This window comes from Metallumcola ferriviriculae, assembly GCF_035573695.1.
Taxonomy (GTDB): Bacteria; Bacillota; JADQBR01; order JADQBR01; family JADQBR01; genus Metallumcola; species Metallumcola ferriviriculae.
The window spans coordinates 1,225,540-1,238,276 of the sequence record NZ_CP121694.1 but is presented as its reverse complement, the minus strand read 5'-3'; the positions used below and the strand labels follow the sequence as shown (position 1 = coordinate 1,238,276).

Annotated in this window: 13 protein-coding genes; 3 read left to right on the top strand and 10 right to left on the bottom strand. The window is 45.0% G+C overall.

Annotation, left to right across the window (positions count from 1 at the left end; translation table 11 throughout):
* Positions 1-35: 35 nt before the first annotated feature.
* Positions 36-227 (bottom strand): hypothetical protein, encoded by a 192-nt coding sequence (locus MFMK1_RS06195; RefSeq protein ID WP_366924256.1) that lies wholly within the window; start codon positions 225-227, stop codon positions 36-38.
* A gap of 174 nt (positions 228-401) precedes the next feature.
* Between MFMK1_RS06195 and MFMK1_RS06190 the strand changes: the two genes are divergently transcribed.
* Both MFMK1_RS06190 and MFMK1_RS06185 read left to right on the top strand, forming a co-directional pair.
* The gene (locus MFMK1_RS06190) at positions 402-788 is read left to right on the top strand and encodes a helix-turn-helix domain-containing protein (protein ID WP_366924255.1); all 387 of its coding nucleotides are present in this window, start codon (positions 402-404) and stop codon (positions 786-788) included.
* A 126-nt stretch (positions 789-914) separates the two neighbouring features.
* Positions 915-1,055: a hypothetical protein gene (locus tag MFMK1_RS06185; protein WP_366924254.1), complete on the top strand. Its 141-nt coding sequence runs from the start codon at positions 915-917 to the stop codon at positions 1,053-1,055.
* Between the two features lie 53 nt (positions 1,056-1,108).
* On the opposite strand, the gene MFMK1_RS06180 is transcribed toward MFMK1_RS06185, so the two are convergent.
* The 4 genes from MFMK1_RS06180 to MFMK1_RS06165 all read right to left on the bottom strand — a co-directional run bounded on the left by MFMK1_RS06180 (position 1,109) and on the right by MFMK1_RS06165 (position 5,615).
* Positions 1,109-1,723 carry an indolepyruvate oxidoreductase subunit beta gene (locus MFMK1_RS06180; protein ID WP_366924253.1) on the bottom strand — a complete coding sequence of 205 codons (615 nt, stop codon included), beginning with the start codon at positions 1,721-1,723 and terminating at the stop codon, positions 1,109-1,111.
* Positions 1,713-3,644, bottom strand: a complete 1,932-nt coding sequence (locus tag MFMK1_RS06175; protein ID WP_366924252.1) for a thiamine pyrophosphate-dependent enzyme — start codon at positions 3,642-3,644, stop codon at positions 1,713-1,715. Before MFMK1_RS06175 ends, MFMK1_RS06180 begins: the two co-directional genes overlap by 11 nt.
* On the bottom strand, positions 3,641-4,747 hold the full coding sequence (locus MFMK1_RS06170) for a Coenzyme F420 hydrogenase/dehydrogenase, beta subunit C-terminal domain (protein WP_366924251.1): 1,107 nt from the start codon (positions 4,745-4,747) through the stop codon (positions 3,641-3,643). Before MFMK1_RS06170 ends, MFMK1_RS06175 begins: the two co-directional genes overlap by 4 nt.
* 475 nt (positions 4,748-5,222) lie before the next feature.
* On the bottom strand, positions 5,223-5,615 hold the full coding sequence (locus MFMK1_RS06165) for a hypothetical protein (RefSeq protein ID WP_366924250.1): 393 nt from the start codon (positions 5,613-5,615) through the stop codon (positions 5,223-5,225).
* A 273-nt stretch (positions 5,616-5,888) separates the two neighbouring features.
* On the opposite strand from MFMK1_RS06165, the gene MFMK1_RS06160 reads away from it, so the two are divergent.
* Entirely contained in the window at positions 5,889-6,806 is a 918-nt protein-coding gene (locus tag MFMK1_RS06160) for a proline dehydrogenase family protein (protein ID WP_366924249.1), read from the top strand.
* Positions 6,807-6,841: 35 nt separating this feature from the next.
* Here the strand turns inward: MFMK1_RS06160 and MFMK1_RS06155 are convergent, their stop codons facing one another.
* The 5 genes from MFMK1_RS06155 to MFMK1_RS06135 all read right to left on the bottom strand — a co-directional run bounded on the left by MFMK1_RS06155 (position 6,842) and on the right by MFMK1_RS06135 (position 12,737).
* Positions 6,842-8,575, bottom strand: coding sequence for a sigma 54-interacting transcriptional regulator (locus tag MFMK1_RS06155; protein WP_366924248.1), 1,734 nt, complete (start codon positions 8,573-8,575; stop codon positions 6,842-6,844).
* 74 nt (positions 8,576-8,649) lie between these two features.
* The gene (locus tag MFMK1_RS06150; protein WP_366924247.1) at positions 8,650-8,883 is read right to left on the bottom strand and encodes a MoaD/ThiS family protein; all 234 of its coding nucleotides are present in this window, start codon (positions 8,881-8,883) and stop codon (positions 8,650-8,652) included.
* 30 nt (positions 8,884-8,913) lie between these two features.
* Positions 8,914-11,088, bottom strand: a complete 2,175-nt coding sequence (locus MFMK1_RS06145; protein ID WP_366924246.1) for an aldehyde ferredoxin oxidoreductase family protein — start codon at positions 11,086-11,088, stop codon at positions 8,914-8,916.
* 46 nt (positions 11,089-11,134) lie between these two features.
* A complete protein-coding gene (locus MFMK1_RS06140) occupies positions 11,135-11,527 on the bottom strand; it encodes a 4Fe-4S binding protein (RefSeq protein WP_366924245.1) in 393 nt (130 codons plus the stop codon).
* Positions 11,528-11,582: 55 nt separating this feature from the next.
* Complete coding sequence (locus MFMK1_RS06135; protein WP_366924244.1) at positions 11,583-12,737, bottom strand: NAD(P)/FAD-dependent oxidoreductase; 1,155 nt, start codon at positions 12,735-12,737, stop codon at positions 11,583-11,585.

Genomic DNA, 12,737 nt, shown 5'->3' with positions numbered 1-12,737 from the left:
AAATCACCACTGTCTGCATATAAATATTAATAGGATTAATCTGCAGGTTGTGGAACTATGCCGGTGCCTACGGCAAGCTCCATGAGCATTTTGCAAATCTTTCGCTGTTCGTCAGTGCAGCCGATACTCATGAGTTCCTCTGCTGTTAGGACAATACCCATGGCCACTGCATCGCAGTAATAGTACCAACCGTTAATATTTTGGCCTTTTCTCACGTACGGGCACATCACATAAAGCCCCCTTTCGTAATTGCGCCGGGGGCTGTTAGATCCAGAGTTGTGTTCGGCATAACGAACAAGTCAGCCATCAAATGTGCCTCTGGCATGTTTTAGTACATTATATGTTCGGTATACCGAATTCGGTGTCACTTAATCTCTGGAATTTGTTGGGAGGGCAGAACTATGAGCAATAATCTTGCACAAAAAATAAGGCATTTATTGGCGGTCAGAAATCTAAACCAAGCAGAGTTGGTGCGGTTATCAGGGCTATCCAAAGCTACTGTCAGTGATTTGATAAATGGAAAGCAAAAGTCTGCTTCAGTAAAAACTATTCAACAATTATCCAAAGCGCTGCGGGTGTCTTCTCAGTATTTCCTGGAAGAAGATACGGTCACTCCATTAGAACTTACATCTCACCTGCCTGACCATATCAGAGACTTTATTTTAAACAGTGAAAATATGGATTACATTATCCTGGCCCATAAGCTCAAGTCCAAAGAACTGCCCCCTAAGGCAGTGGAAAAAATTATCGAAACCTATGAAGCGCTGATGCTAAACAGGAAGGAATAAAATACCAATTACTAATTACTGACGAAGCGCATATCATATTATTAGAAGGGTAAGTGAAACAATTCACAATAACGCGATGCTGCAACCAACCGAAAGTGAAAACCTTCACAAGAACGGGGCATTGTTATGCTGCACGTAGAAGTAGTGGATTTCCATGGGTGTATTAAATGCCTGGTGAGCGGCGAGTTTATTTTTGCAGACCCGATCTACCTGGAAGAGGTCGTTCAGCTATTTGATCATGCTGAAATTGACAGGGCCGGTTCTTAACTTGCTTCTTTGCAAGTTAAGAACCGGCCCAAAACTTTCTTTTATTCCTGCAATTATTTACTGTTCACCGCCGCAACCCCGATTCCTAAAGTGAAGGCCCTTTCATTAAGGACTAGTGCCTCACCCGAAAAGAGACCGCGAATAACCTCTAGGTAAGTACTCTCTGGTATATCCAAAATACCGCAGCCGGCAAAAGCACCGGTCATCACCATATTGGCCGCCACCGCCGAACCGGCATCTAAAGCTAATTGGGTAGCTTCTACCGTGACCAATTGACTTGACATACTGTCAATGGCTGTCAATACATCCTCAACCTCTGGATATACCTGTTCCTCAACCAGCACGCTCAACGGATAGTTGGGGCGAAGGTTGGTTATAACCGTAGTGCTATCTTGACCATAAGTTTGCAGCACGCGTAGTGCCTCAACAGGTTCGAAGCTGAGCACCACATCCGCCTGTCCCTTAGGAATAAGCGGCCCTTTATTTGTATCGGATGAAACCCGTATGTGGCTCATTACCGAGCCCCCCCTTTGCGACGCGCCGTACGTCTCTCCTACTGCCACCTGACAGCCGCTGCCCACAGCCGCAGTGGCAATTATTTGCGAGGCCAATACATTACCCTGTCCGCCGACACCCGTGACAATAATGTTGCATTCTCTAGTACTCACCGGCTTCAACCCCCTCCAGTTTTATCGCGTTTTGTGGACAAAGGCTGACGCAGACTCCGCAGCGGTTGCATACTGCTTCATCAATAATTGCCTTCTGTGCCTTCTTGTCCCATATACTCGCCGGGCAGGCAAAGGTTCGACTGCAGAAGCGATTACAACCGCATTCATCACCGATACAAAGCTTCTGGTCCACATAGACTTTAGGCTTGGTTTCTTTTTTCGCTGTTACCAATGCGCAGGTACGGCGCAGCACCAATACTTTGGTCCCTTGTTCCTGCAGCATATCAAAAACCATCTTTGTCGTTCCATCCACATCATAAGGGTCGTATACTTCTACCGGCAGCCCGAGACCATTTACCACCTTCTCAATGGGCATATGTTCAGTTTCATCCCCCATAGCATTTAGCCCCAAACCCGGATGCGGTTGATGCCCGGTCATTGCCGTGGTCTCATTATCCAACACTACCAGCAGGAAATTGGATTTGTTGTATTTGGCGTTAATCAGAGCGGGTATGGCGGCATGATAAAAAGTAGAATCGCCGACCATGGCGACAACGGGTTGTTCAAAACCAAACCGGTCCAACTTACCCAAACCGTGAGCAAGGCCTACACCGGAGCCCATGGCCAATACCGCTTGAAGCAGCTTATATCCGGTTCTGAGCAGCCCCATGGTATAACAGCCGATGTCGCCCATAACGACACCATTTCTGCCATTTATGGCCAATGCCGATTTGACTGCCCAGAAAGAAGCTCTATGAGGACAGCCGGCGCAGAAAGCCAATTCTCGTTCTGGTACATTTTGCACCAGACTGGCTGCCTCTTGACCGTAGCCCTTAGGTTGGGCCGTATAGCTAAGATTGAGAATGCCCGCTAATGCCCTGATTACCGTGTCTGGATTTATTTCGCCTAAACCCGGTCCCAATTGACCGGAAACATGCCCCGACTTTTGCCCGTAAAACTTAATGGGATAAACTTCCTCCAGCCGGTGCGCCGCCAAACGCATGATATTTTCTTCATTAAAAGGCTCTATTTCTTCTAAAAAAATTACCTGATCAGCATGCTCAAGATGATTGACAATAAAATTTTCGGGAAGGGGCCAGGAAATACCCAATTTGAGAATGCCCACCTGTTCTTCAACACCCAACACCGATAGAGCCTCTTGGGCATAGACGAAGCCCGGTCCCGCCGTGATTATCAGGGTTCTTGCATTCTCCGGGCCCTGATAACGGTTAAAGGGCCATTGTTCCGCCAGCTGTGCCAGCATGGCTAACTTCTTCTCCTGGACAGCATGGAATAAAATGTTGGTAACGAACCGGTCCTCGGGACCCATTACAGGCTGCTTAATGGATTTATTAACCGGCCCAATGGTTACGTTGCCACTGGCGTGACATATCCTGGTTACCGAGCGAATACAGACTGGCAGCTTGACCTTTTCCGATAAATCAAATGCAGCGACCGTCATGTCTTTGGCTTCCTGGGGAGTGCTGGGTTCCAAAATGGGCATGTGCGCCACTTTTTCCAGGTAACGTGAATCCTCCTCGTTGGTGCTTGAGTGCGCAGATGGGTCGTCGCTAACCACCAGCACCAGTCCGCCTTTAGTGCCTGACGACGTCAAGCTTTTTAAGGTATCGAAGGCAACATTTAACCCGTCCGGTTTGACAATACAGATGGCCCGTACACCGGCAAATGAGGCGGCGGCGGCTCCTTCCAGAGCCACTTTTTCGTTGGTGGACCACTCTGCATATAGGTTATGCTGCTTAGCCAGCTTACCCAAGTTTCCCAAAATCTCAGAGGATGGAGACCCTGGGTATGACGAAGCGTAACTTACTCCGGCCTCAATGGCGGCACGAGCAACCGCTTCATTACCTGTCATTAGCACTTGTTTACCTACTTCATTAACCTGCAGGCTTAAGAAACTCATACTCTCCTCACCCCCTGATCAATAATTCCCTGCTTGTATTCATCGTCCAATTGTAAATAGCGCGCGGTATTTTGTTCCTTCTGCTGCAGCACCCGCAGTTTTTTATTGCGTACAGCGGTATAAAGCATGGGCAGTCGTTCTTCCGGATAGGCCTTAGTTTCAATAATTCCTTCGTTAACAGCCATATCCACCATTTCCTCACCTTTTTTGGTTCTGACGATCAGCGTATTCCAACCGGGGTCATACTCTGTAGAACCGACAGATACATCGGCAAATTCCGATGTGGGGTCAAAACATTCCTGGCAGGTACTGCGGATATAGGGCCGCACTTTATCCACGGGAATTTTTATTTTACCTGTAGATGTAGTAATTTCGATACCGTCAACGAGAATGTCCACTTTGAGTATCCCTTTGACACCCACCTGTTTGGATAAAAAAGAATAAATAGCGCTGTCCAAAGCCCAAAAACAAAAGAGGCCGACAATAAAATTTACCTTATTCGCAGCAAGATTGTGACTGCTATCCCCGTCCAGCGCCTGCATCTTTCTTAACGCCAACACTTGGCAGGGGCGACCTGTAGCTGCTACTCTGGCTGCTCCCTCTTTAACGGCCTGATTAACCGCGCCCATGGATGGACTGGCTGAATAATGGGAACCGCCGCAGGCCAAAACTTCCTCTCTGCTGTGAGCCACTGTTGGTTTTGGAATCTCCCCTGCCGGGCCCCCGGTAGCTACAGCAGCATCAACCTGCCCTTTCTCAATCGCTAAAGATAGAAGGCTGGTGGCCACCCCGCCATACTGCCCCTTTTCATGAACATGCGCTTGCCTGGTGCGAGCGAACAGAATTTTCTGGTAATTTCCCAAAATATGGTCCTGCCGGCGACCGCCAAAAACTTGGTTATCCATCTCTACCCAATCAGTGAGCGTTTTAGGGCAAATCTTATAACAGTTGCCATCCTCCTTGCCACAGGGGTGAATTACCGCCACCCGTTCATTAATTGACTTAATGTATGGGCACATCCCCACGCAGAGGCCGCAGCCCGTGCATAAGCCCTGATCCATTACTTCCTGTCCTAATGCAATAGATCCGTATCTAGCTTTCAAAACAAATCACCTCCTACATTACTTAGATGCAAAACAGATGCCAAACGATTATACCCCGGTTTGCCGTCGCAACCGTCTCGTTATGCGACACTATTGACCATAGTACACGATAAACTGTCCCATAGCGGGACACAAATGATGTGGGAATTCTCTGATACTAGGGGAGAAAAACGAAAATGGTGCATCATCTCACCACCATTTTCCAGCTTTTCTTGTTTATTAAAAGTCATATCTAGCAAACAGTCCTTCCACCTTTACTAGCTAGCCAGTCAGATAAATCACAAGCAATAAATTGCGGCTGTCCCGGTACAATCAACTTATCATGAAACTCCGGCACTTCCGATAGATAGGCAAAGCTCTTTTTGGCATAAAAAAATCCGCCTATAATATTAGACAGACCACGAGTGGGGTTTGTAATAACCTACTAAATTACAGCGTAAAAACCACACACAATTTTTCAGTACAACTTGCGGAGTCAATACGCTAAAAGTTCATCATACCACCATTCTTCTTTCTGAGCTGCGAAATCTTGCCCAGCATATTGCCCTTTCACAATAGATGATAAAACATTAAAATTAACTTCCGAAGGTAACATCAACAACTGTACATTTGCAGCCAAAAGTGCAGCCAATATCTGACCATCTATAACTGACTTTTCCCGGCAGTAGACTGCTATTGCAACTACATCATCAAACGATAGATTTTCCCCAGAGTAAGGAAGTCTCCCGGCCTCTAAGAAAATAACACTCCCTGTTTCCGTTTCTTCTCCATACATTAGCACCTTTTTTATATCTTTTTCCAACGCATCTGGGTTATAGTTTATAGCTACGATTTTTGGAAATAAATCCATCAGTTCCAACAGCTTCATCCTAACACCCCCTGCATCTTAATATAGCAAAAATGATGCCAAGGGAAAGACCATAAACACCGGGCTTCTGCAGGGGGCATCAACAGTCTGATGTCAGTTTTTTGCACAGTAATGTCAGTTGATTGACATTGGACACAATTGCTATCAAAGAGACACCCTTTGGTGGTAGTTATACCGTTATATTTCCTCCTGTAACCCATTCCCTCAATTGGTCTGAAACTTGCAATAGTTATATCTAATACTATTAAAACAAGTTATCAGGAGGTAAGTAAAATGTCAGTAGCTCGCTCTCTTGTCTTAGGCGTTACCAACAATAAAGTGATTTCCAGCTTTGCAAATAAGCATGGTCTTGAGCTAGGCGCCAAGCGTTTTGTGGCGGGAGAAACTTTAGAAACAGCTATAGAAAATGTAAAAATACTTAATAGTAAAGGAATAATAGCGACTTTGGACCATCTGGGCGAAAGTATTCTCTCCCTCGACAGAGCCGCCGGGGCAGCAGATGAATATATAAAAACACTTGAGGGTATTGCTCAGTCGAAGATAAATAGTAACGTTTCTTTAAAACTAACTCAGATGGGACTGGATATTGACGATAATTTTTGCTGCAGCAATGTAGAACGTATTGTCAGCAAAGCACGTCAATTGAACAACTTTGTTCGTATTGATATGGAAGACCATGGTCATTTGGCAGCAACTATCAGCATATTTAAACGCTTAAAAGAAAACTATCCAGATAATGTGGGTTTAGTATTGCAATCGTACTTATACCGGACTGTAGCTGACATGAAAGAACTATCCTACTTAAAAGCAAACTACCGCTTTGTCAAAGGTGCTTACAAAGAACCCAAAGATGTCGCCTATCCCAATAAAGAAGATGTTGATGATAATTTAAAAAATATCATTGAACAGCACCTGCTGGAAGGTAATTACGCTGCCATAGCCAGCCATGATGAAGCTATAATTGACCACACCATCCGCTTTACTAATGGCCACAACATCCCTCGTTCTCTTTTTGAATTTCAAATGTTGTTTGGTATCTCTACCAACCTACAGGAAAAATTAGCCCAAGATGGTTATACTGTCCGGTGCTATGTGCCTTATGGAAAAGATTGGTACCCGTATTTCACCCGCAGACTTGCCGAACGGCCGGCCAACGTTATGTTTATTCTAAAAAACTATTTTAAACATTAATAAACCGGGGAAACCCAGACCCCCGGTGCCAATACCTATTTTTCTTGAATATCTTTTTTATATGAATTTAATTTATAATAAAGAGTACTACGGGGTATGCCAAGTTTTTTCGCAGCTTCTGTTTTATTGCCATTGGTTTCTTCCAGTGCCTTAAAAATCAAGTCTCTCTCAGTGCGTTCAGTCCTACCGGGCAAACTGAATTCTTCCGTGTTACTTTCCAACGCCGATATTCTTATTTCCCGAGGCAGGTGGTGTTTTTGCACAGTGCTGTCTTCTGTCAGTACTACCATTCTTTCGACCACGTTTCTCAACTGACGCACATTTCCTGGCCAATGATAATTAACCAGTAATGCCATCACTTCCTGCTCAACTTCCAACCCGTTTCTGCCATATAATCGACAGAATTCGTTCATAAACAGTTCAACTAAATCAGTTATATCTTCTCTGCGTTCCCGTAACGGTGGAATGTCAAGTGACACCACATTCAGCCGGTAATATAAGTCCTCTCGAAAAGTGCCTTCAGCTACCATCTTTTCTAGATCTCGGTTTGTGGCAGTGATTATGCGTACATCCACTTTTATTGGTTCTTGCCCCCCTACCCGATAAAACACCTTACTCTGCAGTACCCGAAGCAGTTTCGCTTGCATATTTAGTTCCAGTTCACCAATTTCATCCAGAAATATTGTTCCCTTGTTTGCAAGTTCAAACTTTCCAGCTCTACCGCTTTTATCTGCTCCGGTAAATGAACCGCTCTGGTAGCCAAATAGTTCACTCTCAAACAATGTCTGGGGGATAGCTGCGCAATTAACCACAACAATAGGCCTGTCTTTGCGTGAACTTGTACTGTGGATAGCATCAGCAAACAATTCTTTGCCCACTCCACTTTCGCCCCTGACCAGTACCGAAGCACTGGTCTTGGCTACTCTCCTTGTCATACTGCATACCATGTTTAATTTCTTGCTTCGGCCAACTATCTTAACAAATGGGTCATCGTCACCTCTTATTTCATCCATTCTTTTTTCCCATTTCCGTAGCTGATAGTCTGTTTTAGATAGCTTCTTATGCAGGTAGAACAACTCGGTGATATCACGTTCGGAAGAAACACCACCAATTACTCTCCCTTCTAGCTTTACTGGTTTAGCATTAATTAGTACATGGGTGTTATTACGCGATTGGTGGTAAGAGTCCCTAAATTCCTTATTTTCATTTTTTGCCTTAGTTACAACCAAATTTTCAAAAAAAGTACCTAGTTTCTTCCCCAAAATGTCTTGATACTTTATCCCATATAGTTCTTGGGCCTTTTCATTCCAACCCACTACCTCTTCTTTATCATTGATGACGGTCACGGCCTCCTGAACCGAATTAAGCACAGCATCTAACTTTGCCTCGGTCTCCAAAGCTATCTTCCATATTTCTTCCAGTAATATTTTAATATCAATTACACCTTGAATGTGTCCATTAAACTGCACCAAAAAGAACTCCAGCTTATCCTCAGTTTTAATTAGTTCCAGCAGATCAAACAATGATGCCGTTGGCTGTACCGGTATAAACTTATCGGACATCATCTTGGATAGATGCTTTTCTTCCGCTGCACCTATTAGATCGGTACTGTGAGCGATACCCAGCGCTGCCCCTTTATTATCCACCACTACCAGCCATGAATATTGACCCTGTTTTAATTCGGCTATTTTAATGGTATCTTTCACAACCATCACTGGACCTGCCAAAGCGTCTTTGGCTTTGAAGTTCCTAATGCTCGAAAGATTCACATCTTTTCCCTCATTCCCCCATACTCACACTGCTCAAACTTCCCAGTCAAGCCCTCGCGAAAGGTCCTTTCCAATTACCCCCCTCCAAGCGGCGGCACCAGCACTATTTCATCCCCCTCGCGGGGTACATAATCTCTTTTCTGATAGTGCCCATTAACTAAAACAGCCATAACTGCTCCCGGGTCTACGCCCAGCTTTGTGCTCAATATTTCTTTTATCGTCAGCGGTTCCTCCAAGGTTAGCACAAGCCCATCCTTGCCCCCCAATACTTTGTCTGCCATACCCATGGCCTTAACTACAATCTTCATGTTACCAACTCCAGGCGTCTCGGTACTTTTTCAAACATCTAAGTGTTGGCTTACCACCTCAACCACGTCAACGAAATCAATTTTCAGCCGTTTAAGCGTCTCTAAAGTGGGCACCCCCTGGGCGGTCCAACCGCGCCGTTTATATACGGAATCACACAACATCTCATACTGTTTCTCCCGGTATTGCCTGGTTATTGCCAACTTTTCCTCTACGGATTTATCCGCAGGGTCCACACCTATTATCTCTTTCATCTGATTGTCGTAACGCTCAGCCCGGGACTGGTACTCTTCCACCGTAACGGGTCCCACAGAGCGATAAGGAATTGCATCGTACCGCCTGGTGCCAAAGCCCATTTTTAAATTAAATACGCGCTGGAAGTTATACACGGTTTCAGCCTGAGCAATAAGACCCTCTTTAGTTATTTCGCGTCCGGTCACTGCAGTAAAAAGGTTTACATAATTTTGTACATGTTCCGGTACTTTTTCCGGCTCTGGCTGGTCAGCGTTATCCTCGGGAACAATGTCATTCCAAGGTAATTTGCACAATCCATTAAGCCCAAACCAGGTGCGCATCATCGGGAAATAATGCAGGGCTTCTGCCTTAGCTTCAAAGGTAGGTATTTGATTTAACACCATATCCATAAATATCAACCACGCTTCATCATGCTGCGGCCCTTTATTAGCTAATCCATAACCACCCTTTTGAGCCAGAGATTCCTTACATACATATTCCGAATACTCAAGCCCCTTTGTTTCCATCCCAATATCCTTCAAAAACTGCGGGTCAGCCTGATATTTCTCAACGAATAGCTGCTTCATACGCCGCACACCCCGGCCAACTACCTTGCCAAACCCGTCGCCGCGAGCCATTTGGTGCAGCAATTCAAGTACGACCTCGGAATTGCCAAAGCTCAAATCCAACCCACCGGTTATTTCCTTGTTTATAATCCCGGTTTCAAAACATTCCATAGCAAAGGCAGTAGCCGTACCGAATGAAATGGTATCTATCCCGTAGGTATCGCAGTAAAAATTCGTTTCTATAATATGGTCCTGTTCAAAAATGCCTAAGTTAGAACCAACACCGGCTATAGTCTCATATTCCGGACCGTCCACATAGACCTTGTCACCTATATAGGGCCCCGTCTTCAATTCATAGTTATGAATTACTTGAGCACAGCTTAAGGTACAACCAAACCAACAGCCATCGGCACCGGAATGAGTTAAGCGGGTATCCCAGTTAAGAATAGGCGCAGCATCGGGATGGGAGCCGTGTTTGAAATTATGCACAGGAAGCAGGTCGTGGTCATGCATAATTATCGGCAAATGCATGGTACCGCGTTTACGCATGCTGTTTTGCTTGTGATCCAAGGTTGCAATTTCTCGGTGCATTTTAATGCCGGTTTCATCTAGGAGATTTTTATCAGCCGGGTGATTGGAATTCCCCTTTAGGCTGCTAAATTTAACCACCAGTGCTTTAATTTTTTTGTCCCGAAAGACGGTACCTGTACCCCCGCGGCCGGCCTGCTTAATTCTGATGACATTACGTTTTTTATCATAAAAGGAAAAGTTCAGCATACCCATAAATGTAGTTTCAGAGCCCTCGCCGGTAGAAACAATGGCAATGTTTTTCTTATCTTCATCATTATCTGCATACAGAGTGGATAGCTGCTCCACCAAGACGTGGGTATTCATATCAGTAACTTCAACATCCTCAATTGAAACAGTTCCTTTATCACCATCAATAAAGATTATTACATCTTTTTCTGACTTGCCTTGAATTTCCAGGGCATCAAAACCGGAGAACTTTAGGAATGGTCCAAAAAACCCACCAACATTACTGTCAATGACTGTACCGGTAGCCGGAGAAAGAGTGACAACAATAGATTTGCCGGCACCGGGATATTGAGTAATTCCACCTAAGGGTCCACTGGAAATAACAATTTCATTTTCTGAGTCATTCCACTTTGTCTTGCCGGTTACGGCATGCCAAAGATGGTATAAGCCAAAACCACGACCACCGGTAAAGATGTCTTTCATTTCTTGTGTAACCGGCTTTTCTCTTATGCTCTGCTCTGACAGATTTATATACAGTGTTCTATTTGCATACCCCTTATCCACCGGTTGTAACTGGTAGTTAAAAGTCTTATACACTTTATGGCTTTCTTTTAATTTATCAACGGGGACAGTTTTACACCCTCCACACATTTTAAAACCTCCCTATAATAACTTTGCTACGCACTGGGTGTTTATTTTATAGGTCCTCCAGATACAACGCACCCTCGGCGCATTCCTTGACACATTTCCCACAAGAAGTGCACTTAAAAGGTTCCAATAAGTCTTCATGCCGGAACATCGCACCGCTCGGACAAAAGCCCACACAAGAAAGGCACCCGACACAATCATCCTCATTAAGAAGCACTACACCGCTTTTTGCCCGATAAAGCGCATTGGTAGGACAAACCTCGATGCATTGCCCGCACTGATCACAAGTAGTGATGTCCACCCGCCCGGTATCCACCGCTTTCTCACCAATACCGATGGCTGACTTTGAGCGGTCCCTTTCCTTGGAAACATTAGTTGAACATACTTCCTCACAAGCATAACACTGAGTACATAACTCACCCTTTACTCTTAAAACCTTCACGATTTTCACCTCACCCAAATCATTATTTGACTTGTTTGGCAGCACTAAGCTATTGTTAAACGCACGCTGGCTCAGGTATCAATCTGCCTTGCTTAAACCTGTTAATATCCATGCATGAGATATCGATGTCAGGTTTTTCACCGGTGATTAACTGAGCCATCATTTTACCGACAATTGGAGCCAACTGCAGTCCATGGCCACTCCAGCCAATATCCAAATAGAAACCTTCAACATCAGTTTTGCCTAAAATAGCCTGGGAGTCCGGAGTAATATCATATAATCCTGCCCATTGACGCACCACCCGAACTTCCTTTAACAACGGTAAATGATAAGTAACCTTTTGGGCTACATCCTTCAGAAACTGCCAGGTTGATTCCTCATTGAAGTCCTTTACCTCATGGTCGGGGTCACCTACACCCAGCAATAAGCTGCCGTGCGGTGTCTGCTTAAAATATGTTCCGTGGGTAAAGGAAATAACCATACAGGGTAAAAACATTTCCAACGGTTCAGTCACTAATATCTGGTGTCTTTCAGGGTATAATGGCACTTGAATACCAACCATTTCAGAAACAACCCCTCCATAAGGGCCGGCTGCATTAATCACCATGGGCGTACTAATAACATCCCCTTTATCCGTGACCACTCCCGTAACCGCTCCCCCCTGAACAAGAACATCCACCACCTCTGTCCCGGTGTAAATATCCGCACCCAAACGCCTTGCCGCATTGGCGTAGGCCTGAGTAGCATGAAATGGATCTATGTGTCCATCTCGATCATTGAATGAAGCACCCACTAGCCCTTCAGGATTAATTCCTTTGACAATTTGCTCTACTTCATTTACCGATAAGATACGGGTATTTACATCCTCTAGGGAATTTTGCAGCTTCGCGTTCTTTTTAAACTGATCCAGTTGAGAATCTGAAAAAGCCAGCATCATATATCCGCCCTGCATTAAATCGATGCCCCGGGGATATGCCAAATCTTCGGCTAGACTTTCCATCATGCGTACGCTGGCAGCGGCCAAGCGAATGTTAATTTCCGTGCCAAACTGGTGACGTATTCCCGCAGCCGACCGACCCGACCCGCCGCTGCAAAGGAATCTTTTCTCCAGCAGCACTACGTCTTTCATCCCTTTTTTTGCCAGATTATAAGCAATGGAACAACCGTGAATTCCGCCGCCAATAATAACAGCACCTGCAGTTTTACGCAT

Bases quoted from the DNA above. Each gene is read 5' to 3' on its own strand.
- MFMK1_RS06195 (WP_366924256.1), bottom strand. From the start codon at position 227: ATGTGCCCGTACGTGAGAAAAGGCCAAAATATTAACGGTTGGTACTAT.
- MFMK1_RS06190 (WP_366924255.1), top strand. From the start codon at position 402: ATGAGCAATAATCTTGCACAAAAAATAAGGCATTTATTGGCGGTCAGA.
- MFMK1_RS06185 (WP_366924254.1), top strand. From the start codon at position 915: ATGCTGCACGTAGAAGTAGTGGATTTCCATGGGTGTATTAAATGCCTG.
- MFMK1_RS06175 (WP_366924252.1), bottom strand. From the start codon at position 3,644: ATGAGTTTCTTAAGCCTGCAGGTTAATGAAGTAGGTAAACAAGTGCTA.
- MFMK1_RS06165 (WP_366924250.1), bottom strand. From the start codon at position 5,615: ATGAAGCTGTTGGAACTGATGGATTTATTTCCAAAAATCGTAGCTATA.
- MFMK1_RS06160 (WP_366924249.1), top strand. From the start codon at position 5,889: ATGTCAGTAGCTCGCTCTCTTGTCTTAGGCGTTACCAACAATAAAGTG.
- MFMK1_RS06150 (WP_366924247.1), bottom strand. From the start codon at position 8,883: ATGAAGATTGTAGTTAAGGCCATGGGTATGGCAGACAAAGTATTGGGG.
- MFMK1_RS06145 (WP_366924246.1), bottom strand. From the start codon at position 11,088: ATGTGTGGAGGGTGTAAAACTGTCCCCGTTGATAAATTAAAAGAAAGC.
- MFMK1_RS06135 (WP_366924244.1), bottom strand. From the start codon at position 12,737: ATGCGTAAAACTGCAGGTGCTGTTATTATTGGCGGCGGAATTCACGGT.